Raw genomic sequence first — 17,752 nt, 5'->3', positions numbered from 1 at the left:
TCGCGCACGTGAGCAGCAGATCCGCCGCGAACCTGAGCGACCTGGCCCGGCTGCGGCGCGTGAAGGACCGGATCGACCGGGAGTACGCCCAGCCGCTCGACGTCGAGGCGCTCGCCCGCGGCGCCCACATGTCGGCGGGACACCTCAGCCGGGAGTTCCGGCGGGCCTACGGCGAGTCGCCCTACTCCTATCTGATGACCCGGCGCATCGAGCGGGCGATGGCCCTGCTGCGGCGGGGCGACCTGAGCGTCACCGAGGTCTGCTTCGCGGTGGGCTGCTCGTCGCTGGGCACCTTCAGCACGCGCTTCGCCGAGCTCGTCGGCATGCCGCCCGGGGCCTACCGCCGGGCGGCCGAGGAGCAGCGGGTGGACATTCCGTCCTGCGTGGTCAAGCAGGTGACGAGACCGGTCAGGAATCGAGAAGCCCCGGCCGGCGGAGCGCCGCTAGCGTCCTCGGCATGACAGCGCAGAGCACGGACATCGTCATCAGCCAGACCTACCTCCCGCACACCGGCAAGGACGAGGCGATCGCCTTCTACCGGGACGTCCTCGGCTTCGAGGTGCAGAACGAGGTCGGCTACAACGACCTGTACTGGATCACCGTCGCCCCGCCCGGGCAGCCGGGGATCGCGATCGTCCTGCACCCGCCGGCGGTGGACCCGGGGGTCACCGAGGAGGAGCGCCAGGTCGTCTCGGAGATGATGGCCAAGGGCACCTACGCCGCGATCAACCTGGCCACCAAGGACCTCGACGCGACGTTCGACCGGATCCAGGCCGCGGAGGCCGAGGTCGTCCAGGAGCCGATGGACCAGCCCTACGGCGTGCGGGACTGTGCCTTCCGCGACCCCGCGGGGAACATGATCAGGATCAAGCAGCTCGGCTGAGCGGAGCTCGCGGAGCGAACCTCGGAGCTGAGCGGAGCTCGCGGAGCGAACACCGGAGCTGAGCCGGGGCCCGTTCGGACATCGACACGGCACGCCGCACCACAGGGGGAGACACAGGATGAGCTCGGCCACAGAGGCCCCGACACCCACGGTGCCCACCGTGCACACCGCGGACACGCACGACCTGATCCGCGTGCACGGGGCGCGGGAGAACAACCTCAAGGACGTCGACGTCGAGCTCCCGAAGCGCCGGTTGACGGTGTTCACCGGCGTCTCCGGCTCGGGCAAGAGCTCGCTGGTGTTCGGCACGATCGCCGCGGAGTCGCAGCGGCTGATCAACGAGACCTACAGCGCGTTCGTGCAGGGGTTCATGCCGACCCTGGCCCGGCCGGAGGTCGACGTCCTCGACGGGCTGACCACCGCGATCATCGTCGACCAGGAGCGGATGGGCGCCAACCCCCGCTCCACGGTCGGCACCGTCACGGACGCCAACGCCATGCTGCGCATCCTGTTCAGCAGGCTCGGCCGGCCGCACATCGGCTCGGCCCAGGCCTTCTCCTTCAACGTCGCCTCGATCAGCGGTGCCGGCGCCGTGACGATCGAGAAGGGCGGCCAGAAGGTGAAGGAACGCCGCGAGTTCTCCGTCACGGGCGGGATGTGCCCGCGGTGCGAGGGCCGCGGCGCGGTCAACGACATCGACCTCACCCAGCTCTACGACGAGACCAGGTCGATCAACGACGGCGCGCTCACCATCCCCGGCTACAGCATGGACGGCTGGATGGGCCGGATCCTGCGCGGCTGCGGCTTCTTCGACTGCGACACGCCCATCAAGGACTTCACGAAGAAGCAGCTGCAGGACCTGCTGTACAAGGAGCCCACCAAGATCAAGGTCGAGGGCATCAACCTCACCTACTCCGGCCTGATCCCCGGCATCCAGAAGTCGTACCTGTCCAAGGACGTCGACGCGATGCAGCCGCACATCCGCGCCTTCGTCGAGCGGGCCGTCACCTTCACGACCTGCCCCGAGTGCGACGGCACCCGGCTCACCGAAGCGGCCCGGTCGTCGAAGATCGCGGGGATCAGCATCGCCGACGCCTGCGCGATGCAGATCAACGACCTCGCCGCCTGGGTCCGCGGGCTGGACGAGCCGTCCGCCGCGCCGCTGCTGACGGCGCTGGGGGAGACCCTCGACTCGTTCGTCGAGATCGGGCTGGGCTACCTGTCGCTGGACCGGCCGTCGGGCACGCTGTCGGGCGGCGAGGCGCAGCGCACCAAGATGATCCGGCACCTGGGCTCGTCGCTCACCGACGTCACCTACGTCTTCGACGAGCCGACGATCGGCCTGCACCCGCACGACATCCAGCGGATGAACGACCTGCTGCGGCGGTTGCGGGACAAGGGCAACACCGTGCTGGTGGTCGAGCACAAGCCGGAGGCGATCGCGATCGCCGACCACGTCGTCGACCTCGGGCCGGGCGCCGGTGCCGGCGGCGGCCAGGTGGTCTTCGAAGGCACGGTCGAGGGCCTGCGGACCAGCGGCACGCTCACCGGGCGGCACCTCGACGACCGCGCCTCCCTGAAACCCGCGGTGCGTACACCGTCGGGGGCGCTGGAGGTGCGCGGGGCCACCACGCACAACCTGACCGGCGTCGACGTCGACATCCCCCTCGGCGTGCTGGTCGTCGTGACCGGGGTGGCGGGCTCGGGCAAGAGCTCGCTGATCCACGGCTCGGTCGCCGGCCGGGACGGCGTGGTGGCGATCGACCAGGGCGGGATCCGCGGCTCGCGGCGGAGCAACCCGGCCACCTACACCGGGCTGCTCGAGCCGATCCGCAAGGCGTTCGCGAAGGCCAACGGCGTGAAACCCGCGCTGTTCAGCGCGAACTCCGAGGGCGCCTGCCCGACCTGCAACGGCGCGGGCGTGATCTACACGGACCTGGCGATGATGGCGGGCGTCGCCACCACCTGCGAGGAGTGCGAGGGCAAGCGGTTCTCGGCGGCCGTGCTGGAGTACCGGCTGGGCGGCAAGGACATCAGCGAGGTGCTCGCGATGCCGGTCGCCGAGGCGGAGGAGTTCTTCGGCTCGGGGGAGGCGCGCACGCCGGCCGCCCACAAGATCCTCGAGCGGCTCGCCGCGGTCGGCCTCGGCTACCTCACCATCGGGCAGCCGCTCACCACGCTGTCCGGCGGCGAGCGGCAGCGGCTCAAGCTGGCCACGCACATGGGGGACAAGGGCGGCGTCTACGTCCTCGACGAGCCGACGACCGGTCTGCACCTCGCGGACGTCGAGCAGCTGCTCGGCCTGCTCGACCACCTCGTCGACAGCGGCAAGTCGGTGATCGTGATCGAGCACCACCAGGCGGTCATGGCACACGCCGACTGGATCATCGACCTGGGCCCGGGCGCCGGCCACGACGGCGGCCGGATCGTCTTCGAGGGGACGCCCACGGATCTCGTCGCCGACCGGTCGACCCTGACCGGCCAGCATCTCGCCGCCTACGTCGGGGCCTGAGCCGGGGATCGCCGTCGGGGGCGGTCGGCCGGGGGACGGTCAGGTGGCGTAGGTCGCGGCCCGGATGTCGTCGAGCAGGCTCGGGCCGGTCGGCGTCCAGCCGAAACGCTCCCGGGTGCGGGCACTCGAGGCGGGCTGGTCGACGGCGAAGACGGCGCCGAGGAAGCCGTAGTCGTCCGCGGGGACCTCGTCGACGGGCAGGTCGAGCACGCGGCCGATCGCGGCGGCGATGTCCCGCATGCGGTCACCTTCGTCCGCGACGGCGTGCAGCACCGACCCCGGGGACGCGTCCTCCAGGGCGATCCGGAACAGCCGTACGGCGTCCCGACGGTGGACCGCCGGCCAGCGCTGGGTGCCGTCGCCGACGTAGCCGGACACCCCCGTCCGGCGCGCGATGTCGACGAGGAGTCCGGCGAAGCCACCCGTGCCCTGCGCGTGCACCGTGCGCGGCAGCCGCACGGCCGCCGACCGGACGCCGCGGTCGGCGAGGGCGAGCGTCGCCAGCGCGGTGCGGCCGCGGCCGCCGACGGGCCCGTCCGTCGGCATCGGGTCCTCCTCCGTGGCGGTACGGCCCGGCACCGCCGGGGTACCGGAGGCGATGACCAGCGGCTTCCCGCTGTCGACGAGGCCTTCGCCGAGGGCGGCCACCGCGCGGCCCTCGGCCTCGGCGGACGCGGCGAAGTCGGTGAAGTCGTTCGAGAAGGCGAGGTGGACGACGCCGTCGGCCGCGGCCGCCCCGGACCGCAGGGTGTCGAGGTCGGTCAGGTCGCCGCGGAGCACGTCGACCCCGGCGGCGCCGAGGGCGTCCGCCGAGGCCTCCGACCGGGCGAGGCCGACGACCTCGTGGCCCGCACCGAGCAGCTCCGGGACGAGGGCCGAGCCGATGGCGCCGCTGGCTCCGGTGACGAGGACACGCATGGGGTTCTCCTGATATGACGGGACTCTTGTCGCATCACGGTACACCTCTGACGGGACAAGAGTCCCGTCACTGGTCGGGCTCACGACGAGCCTCGACCTCGAGCCGCGCTCGTTCCGAGGTCGAGGGGAAACGGATGCCCGCGACGGGATCCGTGTGGGACGCTCGCCTGATGCAGGTCGGTCTGCACGCTCTGGGGATCGGGGCCGGCGCCCGACGGTCCGTCATCGACGCGGTCGCGGTGGCGGCGGAGTCGTGCGGCTTCGCCACGCTGTGGTCGGGCGAGCACGTCGTCATGGTCGACCGGACGTCGTCGCGCTATCCGTACTCGGAGGACGGACGGATCGCCGTCCCGGCGGAGGCCGACTGGATCGACCCCCTGGTCGGCCTGAGCTTCGTCGCCGCGGCCACCTCGACGATCGACGTCGCGACGGGGGTGTTGCTCCTGCCGGAGCACAACCCGGTGGTCGTGGCCAAGCAGGCGGCGACGCTCGACTCGTTGTGCGGCGGCCGGCTCACCCTCGGCGTCGGGATCGGCTGGTCGCGCGAGGAGTTCGAGGCGCTCGGCGTGCCCTTCGCGCGGCGAGGAGCGCGGACCGACGAGTACGTCGCCGCGATGCGCGCGGTGTGGCGTGAGGACGTCGCCTCGTTCGTGGGGGAGTTCGTCCACCTCGACTCCGTGCGCGTCAACCCCAAGCCCGTCCGGGCCAGGACGATCCCGATCGTCTTCGGCGGTAACAGCGACTCGGCGCTGCGCCGCGTGGCGGCCCTGGGCGACGGCTGGTACGGGTTCAACCTCGACGGCGTCGCCGACGTCGCCCAACGCCTGGAATTCCTGGGCGCACGCTGCCGGGAGTCCGGACGCGACATCGCGGAGCTGAAACTCGCGGTCGCGCTGCGCAGTCCGCAGGACGACGACGTCGCGAAACTCGCCGATCTCGGGGTGACCGAGATGGTGATCGTCGACGGTCCGCCCGCCGATCCCGGGCTCGCCGCCGAGTGGGTGTCGGCGCTGGCCGATCGGTGGGTCGCGGCCGCCGCCCGCGGGTGAGATCGACCGGGCCCCGTCGATCGGGAGCCGGTCGAAAGGTCGCGATCACCATGTCGGTGGCGGTCGTTGTGCCGAGTTCGAGCCTGCTCGTCGGGTTTCTCGCCTCGTCACAGAGGTTTCGACGCCGCGAGGGCGCATACCCGCGCTGCGGGGCGGCCCAGCCGGGAATGTCGGCCGATCATCCGGCTACGGCAGTCGCCGTCCGGTGATCCGGTACCAGTCGCCCAGCCGTACGAGGACGCCGATGCCACCGACGAGAAGCACGATGAGTCCGACGACGTACAGGTCGGGGACCAGCAGGCCGAGTGCGCCGAGCGCGAGCCCGAGCAGCACGACGAGCAGTGCGGAGACCATGACGGCATCACCTCCGTGCCCATCGTGCCCCCGCACGCCGGAACGTGCGGCGGTGAGGCGGTGAGCGCACCGGTGCTGGTCCTGGCCGAGGGCGACATCCCCGCACGGGTGCAGATGGGGGCGTCGTTGGGCTTCCACATCGTCTTCGCCTGTTTCGGCATCGCCTTCCCGAGCGTCGTGCTGATCGCGCACTGGCTGGGGATCAGGCGCCACGACGGAGTGGCGCTGGTGCTCGCGCGGCGCTGGTCGAAGGTCGCGGCGGTGGTCTTCGCCGTCGGGGCGGTGTCGGGGACGGTCCTGTCGTACGAGCTCGGGCTGCTCTGGCCGGTACTCATGGGCCGCTACGGCTCGGCGTTCGGCATCCCGTTCGCGATCGAGGGCATCTGGTTCTTCGTCGAGGCGATCTTCACGGCCATCTACCTGTACGGCTGGGGCCGGCTGCGGCCGTGGGTGCACTGGTGGTCGGGCATGCCGATGGTGGTCGCGGGCCTGCTCGGGGCACTGGCCGTCGTCGCGGCGAACTCCTGGATGAACCAGCCCAGCGGCTTCACCCTGCAGGACGGGCGGGTCGCGACGGTGAACCCGTGGGCGGTGGTGTTCAACCCCGCGACGCCCTACGAGACGCCGCACATGATCCTGGCGGCCTACATGGTGGCCGGGTTCGTCGTCGCCGGCGTCTACGCGACCGGCCTGCTGCGCGGGCGACGCGACCGCTACCACCGGCTGGGGTTCCTCATCCCCTTCTGGGTCGGGGCCGTGTGCGCGCCGCTGCAGGTGTACGTCGGCGACGTGCTCGCCCGTGCGGTCGCCAACCAGCAGCCGATCAAGTTCGCGGCGATGGAGCTGGTGGACACCACGGCGCGGGGCGTCCCGGAGTGGGTCGGCGGCGTCTACTGGCACGGGCAGGTCTACTTCGGGGTCGCCATCCCGTACCTCGACTCGCTGCTGGTCGGCTTCTCACCGAACACCGAGGTGACGGGCTGGGACAGCGTGCCGCCGGAGCTGCGGCCCCCGCTGCCCAACCTGATCCACCTGTCGTTCGACGGCATGGTCGCCATCGGGACCCTCCTCGTGGTCCTCGGCGCGTGGCAGGCGTGGGTGTGGAAGTTCCGTCGCGACGTCCTGTCCACCCGGTGGTTCCTGATCCCGGCCGCGCTCGCCGGCGCCGGGTCGATCGTCGCGATGGAGCTCGGCTGGATCACCACCGAGGTGGGCCGCCAGCCCTGGGTCGTCTACGGGCTGCTGCTCACCCGCGACGCGGTGACCCCGGCGAACGGCGTGCCGGTCACCCTGGCCGTCACGGTGGTGGTCTACGGGGTGCTGACGGTGACCAGCATCGCGGTGCCGTGGCTCATGGGCCGCCGCTGGCGGGCCCAGGACGCGGTGGGGGCGGGGGCGGACATCGTACGGGCGCCCTACGAGCGGCCACGACGAGGCGAGGACGCGCGGTCGTGATCCCCGCCGTGAACGCCGTGTCGGGGCCGTCGGTCGCCACTCTTGCCGTCGCCGTGGTGCTGTTGGTGACGGTCGCCGGCTACGCCCTCTTCGCCGGTGCCGACCTGGGTGGCGGCACCTGGGACCTGCTCGCGGGCGGCGACGAGCGCGGTGCCCGCCCGCGGGAGGAGATCGACGCGTCCGTCACGCCGGTGTGGGAGGGCAACCACGTCTGGATCATCTTCGGCCTCGTCGTCTTCTGGACCGGGTTCCCGAGCGCGTTCAGCGCCGTGATGGTCGCGCTGTTCGTGCCGCTCGCGCTGTCGCTGCTCGGGATCGTGCTGCGCGGGGTCGGCTTCGCCTTCCGGCACGAGGCCCAGCGCCCGGCGACGACCAGGCTGTACGGGGCGCTGTTCGCCGCCTCCTCCCTCCTCACGCCCTTCTTCCTCGGCACCGCGGTCGGCGCGGTGGCCACCGGCGCGATACCGGCCGACCCGTCGGGCAACCTGCTCGGCGCCTGGACCAGCCCCACGGCGATCGTGACCGGTCTGCTCTTCGTGGCCACGTGCGCCTACGTCGCCGGCGTCTACCTCGTCGCGGACTGCGAGCGGCGCGGCCATGACGACATGGCGCGCTACTTCCGCCTCCGCTCGCTCGCCGCGGGCCTGGTCACGGGCGTCCTGGCGGCGATCAACCTGGTCCTGCTGGCGCGCAGCGCCCCGTACCTGTGGGCCGGCCTGACCGGACCGGCCCTGCCCGCGGTCGCCGCCTCCGTCCTCGGCGGGGTCGCCGCCCTGGCGCTGTTGCCCGGCAGGCGGCCGATGCTGCTGCGCGGCGCCACCGCGCTCGCCGTCGTGGGCGTGGTCGCGGGATGGGGCGTCGCCCAGTACCCCTGGGTCCTGCCCGGGGCCGTCACACTCGCCCAGAGCGCCGCGCCCGAGCCGGCGCAGCTCGCGCTGTTCGTCGCCCTGGGGCTGGCCCTGCTGCTCGTGTTCCCCGCGTTCGTGTGGCTGTACTGGTTGCAACAGCACGGGATGCTGCTGGAGTCGCATCCGCCACCGGTACCCGCCGGGGCCCGGGCCGGCGAGGACCTGGCGGAGCGGACCGAGCCGGCAGGAACTCCGCCCCGGTACGCCGCCGATCGGCACCGCGGACTGGAGGCGGTGGTGCTGCTCGTCGTCGCCGGGGGCGCGCTTCGTGACGCCGTCCGGCAGCTCGTGTCGGGCTGGCGCCGGGGCCGCTGATCCCGCGCCTTCCTCGAGCCATGGCGTGCCGCGTACCCGGACGTCGACCTCCACGCGGTCCGGGACGACGCCTAGGAACCCGGCCCGTCCTCGCGGGCGGCGTCGACGTCGTCCCGGAGATCCGCCGGAGCGGTGTCCGACTCCGCATCGTGCGGACGGTCCGAGGTCGCGTCGTCGAGCTCGGGCAGATAGCGCAGGACGTGCCGGGACATGTCGGTGGCGGCGAGGACGACGTCGCGGGTCAGCGCGCTGTCGTCGGTCCGCATCTCGTAGGCCAGGGACTCGAGGAGTCGGGCGATCCCGGCCATGACGTACTCGCCGGGAAATCGCGACCCGAAGATCTGCTCCGCCCTCGCCGCGCGCAGGGCAGCGGCCGCGTCCGAGAGGAGGGCCGGATCGCCGCGGATGGTCCAGCGGCTCCTGAGATCGCGCGAATCCATGGTCCCACTCGACCGTGTGCAGGCGGATCGCCACGTCACCCGCTGCGGGTGACGCACTCGCAGCGCCACCCGACCCCGCGTGGTGAGCTTCGTCTGCGTCGCTCGCGCCCGGGGCAGCGTCATGACAGTTCGTGTCCCGGATCAGGGCACGTCGTGCTGCCGTGTACTGCTCGCGATCTCGCGGTCGATCTCGGCCTGGTCGCGGTCGGTGCGCTCCTGGGTCCTCCTGAGCGCCGATTCGGCTCGTTCGAGACGTGCCAGTGATCGGTACAGGGCTACCCGGGCACGGCGGATGGCATCGAGGCTGCTCCTGATCTGATCGTCGGCTGCCCGAAGACGCTGTTCGGGGGTCTGCTCGGATCGGAACCTCGCCGAGGGACTCGACGTCGCTCTCGCCACCACCCGGGCACTTCGGGCAGTGTCGCGCCCGCCGTGCGCGGTCACGCGGCGCGGACGAACCTCAGTCGCCAGGTCTCCGGGCCGCGCTCGACGTAGTCCACCGCGAACAGCCCGGGAGTGCGCTGCTCGACCTGGGCCAGCAGCGGCAGCGGGTCGTGCGGTGCGATCAGCACCAGCCCGCCGCCCGGGCGCACCGAGTCCAGCGCTCCGAAGATCGTGGCGTGCCGGATGGCGTGCGGGATGGCGCGAGCGTCGAGCTCCGGGTGGCCCGGACCGTCGACCTCGCCGCAGCCACAGTGGTGACCGTCCGCGTCCGGGTGGCCCGCCTGGTCGCTCCGGCTCGCGCCACCGAGGAGCTCGTGCATCCCGGCCAGCAGATCGGCGAGGACGACGTCGGACGCCCCGGCCAGCAGCGGGAGGACCAGCTCGTTCTCCTTCGCCAGGTGTCCGGCGAACAGCACCCGGAGTGCGTGTCCGGCGGCTGCCGTCCGCGTCGGGTCCGGTGCGGCGGAGATCTCGCCGACCAGGCCGGTGATCACCCGGTGCTCGTCGAGCATCCCCTCCACGAGGAGCCGGGCCTCGGCCTTCCCGTGTGCCGCGGGGTAGAGCGCCTCCTCCTCCGCCTGCGCATGGGGGACCAGCTCGCGGGTGCACCAATCGACGAGCGCCCGACGCTCACGGTCGGCGACCTCCCCGCGCGCGACCGCGCCGAGGAGCGCCTCGACCCGCAGGTCGAGCGCTCCCGCCAGCTCGGCGTGGTGCTGCTCCACCGCGGCGACCGCGGCGGCCTCGGCCTCGTTCGAGGCGATGACGACGTTGTTCATCACTGGGTTGTTCATCACTGGGTTGTTCATGACTGTCCTCCCACCGGCCGCCTGCCCGTCGGTGGCGGCGTCGCTCCGGACTTTACTACACTGAATCCCGTGAAAAATAACTCCGGTGGCCTGGGTCCGCGAGCGGCGCGCCGGGCGCCACGGAGGCCGGCGCTGTCGGCGTCGAGGGAGTCCGTGCTCGAGGTCCTCGACGGGCAGGCGGAGCCGGTGGCCGTCGCCTCGCTCGGCGCGGTGACCGGACTGCACCCCAACACCCTGCGCGAGCACCTCGACGCCCTGGTCGAGGCCGGGCTGGCACGCCGGGAGCGGGCCCGCGCCGCGGGGCGCGGCCGCCCGGCCTGGCTCTACAGCGCGGTTCCCGACGACGAACTGCCCACCGGCGTCGCCGAGTACGCCGGGCTCGCGTCGGCGCTCGCCGAGGTGATCGAGCAGACGAGCAGCACGCCCCGGAAGGACGCCATCGAGGCGGGACGGCGGTGGGGCCGCGAGCTCGCCGGCCGCGGGGGAGCGGACGGCGGGGGACCGAGCGGCGGAGGACCGGGCGGCGGGGGAGCGGGCGGGGGTGGACGGGCGGAAGCGCGGCGAGGCGTCGTGCGACTGCTCGACGGCCTCGGGTTCGCCCCGCGGCCGGACCCGCCGCAGGCGGTCGTCAAGCTGACCCGCTGCCCGCTGCTCGAGGCGGCGCACCGCCACCCCGAGATCGTCTGCGGGGTCCATCTCGGGATCGTCCGGGGCGCGCTGGAGGTGTACGGCGGGGAGGCCGACCGCGCCGACCTGCTGGCGTTCGACGAACCGGGTGCCTGCCGGCTCGAGCTGGCCCGCCGTCCCGACGACGAGCCGCAGCCGTGACCGCCCTCGAACCACGATCCTCGCAGGCGACGGCCACCCGGTGGCGACGGGCGGGCTTCCTGCTGCCTGCCGGGGTCGCGTTGCTCGCCGGGCTCGACGCCGCCCTGATGCTGCTGGGGCTCCCGGCCCCGGTGGCCGCCGACCGGCTGCCCGAGGTGCACGGGATGCTCCTCGTGCTCGGCTTCGTCGGCACCGTGGTCGCGCTCGAACGGGCCGTGGCGCTACGGCACCCGGCCGGGTTCGCCGCGCCCGCGGGCCTCGGCCTCGGCGCACTGCTGCTGATCGTCCCCGCCCCGCTCGCCGCGGGCCGGATGGCGCTCTGCCTCGGCGCGCTGGCGATGGTGGCGGTGTACGTCCCGTTGTGGCGTCGCCAGCGCGACGACGCGGTCCTCGTCCAGGCGTTCGGCGCCGTGCTGGCCGCGGGCGGGGCCCTGCTGTGGCTCGGCAACGTCGACGTCCCGGTGCTGCTGCCGTGGCTCGTGGGTTTCGTCGTGCTCACCATCGCCGGGGAGCGTCTCGAGCTCGCCCGGCTGGCGATGGGGCCGCGCGCCGGTCCGGCGTTCCTCGCCCTGAGCGCCGCGCTGGCCGGCGCCGTCGCGGCCGCCCTGCTCTGGCCGGTCCCGGGGTATCCGCTCCTCGGGCTGGCGCTGCTCGCCCTCGTCGGTTGGCTCGCCGTGCACGACGCCGCGCGGCGGACGATCAGGTCCACCGGCCTGGCGCGATACATCGCGGGCTGCCTGCTGGCCGGTTACGGCTGGCTCGCCGTAGCGGGGGCGATCTGGCTGCTCGGTGGCGCGGCGCTGGACGGACCGCGCTACGACGCCGTCGTCCACGCCGTTTTCCTCGGCTTCACGATCTCGATGATCCTGGCGCACGCCCCGGTGATCCTCCCGGCGGTGCTGCGGCGGCCGCTGCCCTACCACCCGCTGATGATCGCGCCGGGCGTCCTGCTGCACGGCTCGCTCGCGCTGCGGCTGTGGGCGGGCGACGCGCGCGGGATCCACCTCGCCTGGCAGGTCGGCGGCGTCCTGAACGTCACGGCGTTGCTGCTGTTCGTCGGGGTGGCCGCCTGGGCGTCGGTGCGCGCCGCGCACCGGGCCGGTGCGTCATGAGGGGCGGGTTCTGGCCGCTGCGCGACATCCCAGCGGTGTTCTGGCTGGTCGCGCTCCTCGTCGTGACGCTGGTGCACCCGTTCGTCGCGGCGTCCGGCTGGCTCATGCTCCACCTGCTGCTGCTCGGCGCCGTGACCCACTCGATCGTCGTGTGGAGCAACCACTTCGCCGAGACCCTGCTGCACGCCCCGGTCGACCCCGCGGAGCGGCGCCGGCAGTCCCGGCGGTTGATCCTGCTCAACGGCGGGGTGCTCCTGGTGGTCATCGGCATCCCGAGCGGCGTCTGGGGGGCGACCCTGGCCGGGGCCTGCCTGGTCGCCGCCGCGGTCGGCTGGCACGGCGCCTCGCTGGTCCGGCGGCTGCGACGGTCGGCGCCGTCGCGGTTCCGACCGTTGGTGCGCTACTACGTCGCCGCCGCGGCGTGCCTGCCGGTCGGGGCCGGGCTGGGCGCGGCGCTGGGTCGGGGGCCCGCCGACCCGTGGCACGACCGGGTCGTGCTGGCGCACGTCGCGGTCAACGTGCTCGGCTGGATGGGTCTGACCGTCGTCGGGACGCTGGTCACGCTGTGGCCGACCATGCTGCGCACGCGGATCGCCGAGCACGCCGAACGCGACGCCTACCTCGCGCTTCCGGTGCTGCTCGGTGCCGTCGCCGTGACCGCCGCCGGCGCGCTCGCTGGGCTCACCGTCCTCGCCGCGGCCGGTGTGCTGGCCTATCTCGGCGGGCTGGCACTCGCCGGGCGGGCCTTCGTGCGCACCGCGCGCGGAAAGGCGCCCGCGTCGTACCCGACGTGGTCGGTGCTCGCCGCCGCGGGCTGGCTCGCCGGGGTGCTCGTGGCGCTGGCGGTCGCCGTCGCCTCCGCGCCCTCGTGGACGGCGGTCGGTACCCGGCTCGACCGGCTCGCGACCCCGCTCGCGGCCGGCTTCGGCGCCCAGGTGCTGCTCGGCGCGCTGTCGTACCTGGTCCCGGTGGTACTCGGCGGTGGCCCGGCCGCCGTCCGCGCGGCGAACGCCGAGCTCGAGCGAGCCGGCGGGCTGCGGATCACCCTCGTCAACGGCGGGTTGCTCCTGTACGTGCTGCCGGTGCCGAGCCTCGTGCGGGTGCTCGCCGCCGGCCTTGCCCTGATCGGGCTGGCGGGGTTCCTGCCGCTGGCGTTCCGCGGAATGCGCGCCTCCCACCGGGCCAAGGCCGACGCGCCCCGGCCGCGGCCCCGTCGGGAGCAGCCGGACCCGGCTGCCACCGGGCGGAGCCGCGGCGGCCTGGCCACCGGGCTCGCCGCGCTCGTGCTCGCCGTCGCCGTGGGCGTCGCGGCGGACCCGGCCGCCCTCGTCACCAGCCGCCCCGCCCCCGCGGAGGCGCAGGGGACCGGGCAGACGACCCGCGTCGAGGTGCAGGCCCACGACATGCGGTTCACCCCGTCACGGATCGAGGTGCCCGCCGGCAACCGGCTCGTGATCGATCTGAAGAACACCGACGCCCAGCAGGTGCACGACCTCGTCCTCGACTCCGGACGGTCCTCCGGCAGGCTCGCGCCCGGCGAGTCCGCCACGATCGACGCCGGCGTCGTCGACCACGACGTCAGCGGCTGGTGCTCGGTCGTCGGGCACCGGCAGATGGGCATGGTGCTCGCCGTTGCGGTCACTGACGGCGCCACCACACACCACGACGCCGCGCACGACGACCCCGCGGACCACGCCATGGCCATGGACGGGCAGGCATCCCCGGCCTCCGGCCCCAGCGCGGCCCGTGACCTGGACTTCCTGGCCGACCCCGGACCGGCGTTCACCGCGTACGACCCGGTTCTGCCGCCGCTGGAGAACACCACCGTGCACCGTCGCACGCTCACCGCGCGCGAGCTGGACCGGGACGTGGCGCCGGGCGTGAGCCAGCACCTCTGGACCTTCGACGGAACGGCGCCGGGCCCGACGCTGCACGGCAGGATCGGGGACGTCTTCGAGATCACCCTCGTCAACGACGGCAGCATCGGCCACTCGGTCGACTTCCACGCCGGCTCGCTCGCGCCTGACGAGCCGATGCGCACCCTCCAGCCGGGGCAGTCGCTCGTGTACCGGTTCACCGCCACCCGGGCCGGGATCTGGATGTACCACTGCTCGTCGATGCCGATGTCCGCGCACATCGCCAACGGCCTGTTCGGCGCTGTCGTCGTCGACCCGCCGGGACTGCCCCCGGTGGACCGCAGCTACGTGCTCGTGCAGTCCGAGCTGTACCTCGGCCCGCAGCACGGGACCGTCGACGTGGACTCGCTGCGCGCGGAGAAGCCCGATGCGGTGGTGTTCAACGGCTATGCCGACCAGTACGACCACCGGCCGCTCCTCGCGCGGACCGGCGAACGGGTCCGGATCTGGGTCCTGGACGCCGGGCCGAACCGGGGTGCTGCGTTCCACGTCGTCGGCGGCCAGTTCGACACCGTGTACGTCGAGGGCGGCTACCAACTCCGGCCGGACACGGGCGCGGGCGGCAGCCAGACCCTCGCGCTCGCCCCGTCCCAGGGCGGCTTCGTCGAGCTGACCCTCCCGCAGGCCGGGCACTACCCGTTCGTCTCGCACTCCATGGTCGACGCCGAGCGCGGTGCACACGGGATCATCGAGGTGGCCGGTCAGTAGCGCACGCCGATGCGCCGCCAGCGACGGCCGCCGGTGCCGGGCTCGGTGGGGTGGGCGGGGACCCGGCTGCGGTACAGCACGTAGGGCCGCCACAGGTACCACAGCGGGATGCTCCAGGCGTGCACGAGCCGGGTGAAGGGCCACACGGCGAGGATGGCCCAGGCGGCGGTGGCGTGGATCTGGTAGATCAGCGGCGCGTTCGCGATGGCGGAGACGTCCGGGCTGGCCGCGAACAGGCCGCGGAACCACAGCGCGACGCTCTCGCGGTAGTCGTAGCCGCTGCCCAGGAGGTTGATGCCCATCGTCGGGATGATGCCCAGGACGATGACGACGGCGAGCAGGACGAGGGCCAGCCAGTCGACGGGGCTGGTGGTGGCCCGGACGCGGGGCACGGTGGTGCGGCGGAAGGCCAGCAGCACGACGCCGATGATGACGGCGAGGGCGGCGACGGTGCCGCCGATGGAGGAGAACATCCGGTAGGTCTCCTCGGGGATGCCGAGCCACCGGGTGAACGACTCGGGGACCAGGATGCCCAGGACGTGCCCGGCGATCGCGGCGAACGTGCCGTAGTGGAACAGCGGCGCGCCCCACTTGAGCAGCAGCCGTTCCTGGAGCTGGGTGGAGCGGCTGGTCCAGCCGAACTGGTCGTAGCGCCAGCGCCAGATGTGGCCGACGACGAAGACGGCCAGCGCGAGGTAGGGCAGGATGATCCACCACCACAGGTCGAAGGCGCTCATCGGCCGTCTCCCCTCCGGCTGGCCGTCCGCGTCAGGTGGGCCGGCGACGTCAGGTACTCGGGCGGGGCGAAGGGCTCGGACGCCTCGGGCGGGGCGAACGGCTCGAGGCCGACCTCCTCGCGGGGTGGGCCGTCCGCGGCCAGCCGGCGCCAGGCGTCACGCTGGCGGCGGCCCGGATCGGGCAGGCGGCCGCAGACCGCGTCGAGGAGGGGCGTGTACGGGTCGGAGCGCTCGTGGAGCGCCTGCCGGAGCAGTTCGAGCCCCGGCCGGCACTGCAGCAGGACCCGCTCACCGGGCTCGGGCGCGAGGGCGGCGAACTCCAGGACCAGGGGCAGGAAGTCCGGCAGCTCGGCCTCCGGCGGCTCGTGACCGGCCTGCCGGTAGACGTGCTTGAGGGCGAGCAGCGCCATCCCGCGGGCGCGGGTGTCGCCGTACCGGTAGTAGGTGAGGTGGAGGCAGCGGCGGCGGGTGTGGTCGAAGGTCTCCACGTACCGCTGGGCGGCCTCGGTGGGCGGGAGAAAACGCAGGTGGTCGGTGAGCGCGGCGAGCCGCGCCCGGTCACCCGGGTCAGTGATCCCGCCGAGTGCGGCGGAGACGTCGTCGAGGCAGCCGAGCACGTCGGCGTCCGGGTAGCGCAGCAGGATCGAGGCGACGCGGTGCAGCAGCGGCGTGTCGACGGCGGCGCGGACAGCGCGGGCGCGGCGGGGGATCACCGGGTGCTCCCGTCGCCGAAGAGCCCGGGAGCCGGTCCCGTGCCGTTCCAGCCCAGCAGGTTGAACCGCACCCGCCCGTCGCTGTCGCGGAACTGGCTGCCGCCGCCGGGGGCCGCGAACCCGGGCAGCGACGGGGGCGCCGCCGCGAGTTGGTCCTCGTCGTGTGCGGCCTGGTCGGCCACCCCGCCCGGGTAGTCGAGCGCGCAGTGCTGGGCCATCAGGGCGCCGGAGCCTTCCGCGTGCACCCGGGGGATGACGTAGCGCTCCTCGTACTTGGCGACGGCCAGCCGCCGGTAGAGGTCCTCGACGTCGAGGGCGCTCATCCCGACGGAGTCGAGGAGCCGCTGGTCGGGCGGGTCGCCGAGCTGGCGGGCACGCATGTGGGCGCGCATGGCGGTCAGCTTGTGCAGCACGCCCTCGACGACGGTGGTGTCCCCGGCGGTGAACAGGTTGGCCAGGTACTCCATGGGGATCCGCAGGGAGTCGATGGCGGCGAAGACGCGGTCGGGGTCGTCGTCGTGGTAGCCGGTGGCGTGCACGGCGTCGGTGACGGGGGAGAGCGGTGGGATGTACCAGACCATGGGCATGGTGCGGTACTCCGGGTGCAGCGGCAGTGCCACCTTGTGCCTGCAGATCAGCGCATGGACGGGGGAGCGCCGGGCGGCCTGGATCCAGTCGTGGGGGATGCCGTCGCGTTCGGCCGCCGCCTCGACCGCGGGCTCGTCGGGGTCGAGGAAGACCGACAGCTGGGCCTCGTAGAGGTCCTTCTCGTCCCGTACCGAGGCTGCTTCCAGCACGGCGTCGGCGTCGTAGAGCAGCACGCCGAGATGGCGCAGCCGGCCGACACAGGTCTCGGAGCAGATGGTGGGCTGCCCGGCCTCGATGCGCGGGTAGCAGAAGGTGCACTTCTCGGCCTTGCCGGTGCGGTGGTTGAAGTAGACCTTCTTGTACGGGCAGCCGGAGACGCAGAACCGCCAGCCCCGGCAGCGGTCCTGGTCGACGAGCACGATGCCGTCCTCCTCCCGCTTGTACATCGCGCCCGACGGGCAGGAGGCGACGCACGACGGGTTGAGGCAGTGCTCGCAGATGCGCGGCAGGTAGAACATGAACACCTGCTCGAACTCCATCCGCACCTGCTCGGACAGGCCCTCCAGGTCGGGGTCGGTGGCCGCGTACGCGGCCGCGCCGGCGAGGTCGTCGTCCCAGTTCGGGCCGTGCACCGGGCGCATGTCCCGGCCGGTGAGCTGCGACTTGGGCCGGGCGCTGGGGAAGGCGTCGGACAGCGGAGCGGTGGTCAGGCTCTCGTAGTCGTAGGTCCACGGCTCGTAGAAGTCGTCGAGCGAGGGCAGCTCGGGGTTGTAGAAGAGGGTGAGCAGCTTGCGCAGCCGCCCGCCGGCCTTCAGCCGGAGCCTCCCGCGCCGGTCCAGGGTCCAGCCGCCCTTCCAGCGCGCCTGGTCCTCGTAGCGGTGCGGGTAGCCGGCCCCCGGCTTGGTCTCGACGTTGTTGAACCAGATGTACTCGGTTCCCGGCCGGTTGGTCCACGTCTGCTTGCAGGTCACCGAGCAGGTGTGGCAGCCGATGCACTTGTCGAGGTTCATCACCATCGCCACCTGCGCCATCACGCGTCCGGGGCCTCGGCTGGCGGTTCGGC

Annotated in this window: 17 protein-coding genes; 9 read left to right on the top strand and 8 right to left on the bottom strand. The window is 73.1% G+C overall.

Annotated elements, in window-relative coordinates; all coding sequences use genetic code 11:
* The first annotated feature begins 8 nt into the window (after positions 1 to 8).
* From LWC33_RS11160 to LWC33_RS11150, 3 genes are all read left to right on the top strand, one after another.
* Complete coding sequence (locus LWC33_RS11160; RefSeq protein WP_233304220.1) at positions 9 to 461, top strand: helix-turn-helix transcriptional regulator; 453 nt, start codon at positions 9 to 11, stop codon at positions 459 to 461.
* Complete coding sequence (locus LWC33_RS11155) at positions 458 to 883, top strand: VOC family protein (RefSeq protein ID WP_233304219.1); 426 nt, start codon at positions 458 to 460, stop codon at positions 881 to 883. Before LWC33_RS11160 ends, LWC33_RS11155 begins: the two co-directional genes overlap by 4 nt.
* A gap of 118 nt (positions 884 to 1,001) precedes the next feature.
* Entirely contained in the window at positions 1,002 to 3,395 is a 2,394-nt protein-coding gene (locus LWC33_RS11150; RefSeq protein ID WP_233304218.1) for an ATP-binding cassette domain-containing protein, read from the top strand.
* A 39-nt stretch (positions 3,396 to 3,434) separates the two neighbouring features.
* Here the strand turns inward: LWC33_RS11150 and LWC33_RS11145 are convergent, their stop codons facing one another.
* A complete protein-coding gene (locus LWC33_RS11145; protein ID WP_233304217.1) occupies positions 3,435 to 4,313 on the bottom strand; it encodes an SDR family oxidoreductase in 879 nt (292 codons plus the stop codon).
* Positions 4,314 to 4,483: 170 nt separating this feature from the next.
* Between LWC33_RS11145 and LWC33_RS11140 the strand changes: the two genes are divergently transcribed.
* Positions 4,484 to 5,362 carry an LLM class F420-dependent oxidoreductase gene (locus LWC33_RS11140; protein WP_233304216.1) on the top strand — a complete coding sequence of 293 codons (879 nt, stop codon included), beginning with the start codon at positions 4,484 to 4,486 and terminating at the stop codon, positions 5,360 to 5,362.
* Between the two features lie 186 nt (positions 5,363 to 5,548).
* Here LWC33_RS11140 and LWC33_RS11135 read toward each other — a convergent pair whose 3' ends face one another.
* On the bottom strand, positions 5,549 to 5,716 hold the full coding sequence (locus tag LWC33_RS11135) for a hypothetical protein (protein WP_233304215.1): 168 nt from the start codon (positions 5,714 to 5,716) through the stop codon (positions 5,549 to 5,551).
* Between the two features lie 60 nt (positions 5,717 to 5,776).
* Between LWC33_RS11135 and LWC33_RS11130 the strand changes: the two genes are divergently transcribed.
* Complete coding sequence (locus tag LWC33_RS11130; protein ID WP_233304214.1) at positions 5,777 to 7,171, top strand: cytochrome ubiquinol oxidase subunit I; 1,395 nt, start codon at positions 5,777 to 5,779, stop codon at positions 7,169 to 7,171.
* Complete coding sequence (locus LWC33_RS11125) at positions 7,168 to 8,394, top strand: cytochrome d ubiquinol oxidase subunit II (protein WP_233304213.1); 1,227 nt, start codon at positions 7,168 to 7,170, stop codon at positions 8,392 to 8,394. Before LWC33_RS11130 ends, LWC33_RS11125 begins: the two co-directional genes overlap by 4 nt.
* A 71-nt stretch (positions 8,395 to 8,465) precedes the next feature.
* Here the strand turns inward: LWC33_RS11125 and LWC33_RS11120 are convergent, their stop codons facing one another.
* The 3 genes from LWC33_RS11120 to LWC33_RS11110 all read right to left on the bottom strand — a co-directional run bounded on the left by LWC33_RS11120 (position 8,466) and on the right by LWC33_RS11110 (position 10,087).
* Positions 8,466 to 8,834, bottom strand: coding sequence for a hypothetical protein (locus tag LWC33_RS11120; protein WP_233304212.1), 369 nt, complete (start codon positions 8,832 to 8,834; stop codon positions 8,466 to 8,468).
* Between the two features lie 141 nt (positions 8,835 to 8,975).
* Positions 8,976 to 9,278: a hypothetical protein gene (locus tag LWC33_RS11115; RefSeq protein WP_233304211.1), complete on the bottom strand. Its 303-nt coding sequence runs from the start codon at positions 9,276 to 9,278 to the stop codon at positions 8,976 to 8,978.
* The gene (locus LWC33_RS11110) at positions 9,275 to 10,087 is read right to left on the bottom strand and encodes a DUF2249 domain-containing protein (RefSeq protein ID WP_233304210.1); all 813 of its coding nucleotides are present in this window, start codon (positions 10,085 to 10,087) and stop codon (positions 9,275 to 9,277) included. Before LWC33_RS11110 ends, LWC33_RS11115 begins: the two co-directional genes overlap by 4 nt.
* A 153-nt stretch (positions 10,088 to 10,240) precedes the next feature.
* On the opposite strand from LWC33_RS11110, the gene LWC33_RS11105 reads away from it, so the two are divergent.
* From LWC33_RS11105 to LWC33_RS11095, 3 genes are read left to right on the top strand one after another with little or no spacing between them, the layout of a single operon-like run.
* The gene (locus tag LWC33_RS11105) at positions 10,241 to 10,915 is read left to right on the top strand and encodes a helix-turn-helix domain-containing protein (protein ID WP_233304209.1); all 675 of its coding nucleotides are present in this window, start codon (positions 10,241 to 10,243) and stop codon (positions 10,913 to 10,915) included.
* A complete protein-coding gene (locus LWC33_RS11100) occupies positions 10,912 to 12,027 on the top strand; it encodes a DUF8744 domain-containing protein (RefSeq protein WP_233304208.1) in 1,116 nt (371 codons plus the stop codon). The genes LWC33_RS11105 and LWC33_RS11100 overlap by 4 nt, the downstream gene beginning before the upstream one ends.
* Positions 12,024 to 14,651 (top strand): multicopper oxidase domain-containing protein, encoded by a 2,628-nt coding sequence (locus LWC33_RS11095; RefSeq protein WP_233304207.1) that lies wholly within the window; start codon positions 12,024 to 12,026, stop codon positions 14,649 to 14,651. The genes LWC33_RS11100 and LWC33_RS11095 overlap by 4 nt, the downstream gene beginning before the upstream one ends.
* Here the strand turns inward: LWC33_RS11095 and narI are convergent.
* Genes narI through narH form a run of 3 tightly spaced genes read right to left on the bottom strand, consistent with a single transcriptional unit; the run spans position 14,645 to position 17,720 of the window.
* Complete coding sequence (narI, locus tag LWC33_RS11090) at positions 14,645 to 15,388, bottom strand: respiratory nitrate reductase subunit gamma (protein ID WP_233304206.1); 744 nt, start codon at positions 15,386 to 15,388, stop codon at positions 14,645 to 14,647. The genes LWC33_RS11095 and narI overlap by 7 nt on opposite strands.
* Complete coding sequence (gene narJ, locus LWC33_RS11085; protein WP_233304205.1) at positions 15,385 to 16,101, bottom strand: nitrate reductase molybdenum cofactor assembly chaperone; 717 nt, start codon at positions 16,099 to 16,101, stop codon at positions 15,385 to 15,387. The genes narI and narJ overlap by 4 nt, the downstream gene beginning before the upstream one ends.
* Entirely contained in the window at positions 16,098 to 17,720 is a 1,623-nt protein-coding gene (narH, locus tag LWC33_RS11080) for a nitrate reductase subunit beta (protein ID WP_233304204.1), read from the bottom strand. The genes narJ and narH overlap by 4 nt, the downstream gene beginning before the upstream one ends.
* Between the last annotated feature and the right edge of the window lie 32 nt (positions 17,721 to 17,752).

The organism is Pseudonocardia terrae (assembly GCF_021343995.1).
Lineage (GTDB): Bacteria > Actinomycetota > Actinomycetes > Mycobacteriales > Pseudonocardiaceae > Pseudonocardia > Pseudonocardia terrae.
The sequence above is the reverse complement of the archived record's forward strand: the minus strand, read 5'-3'. Positions and strand labels throughout refer to the sequence as shown.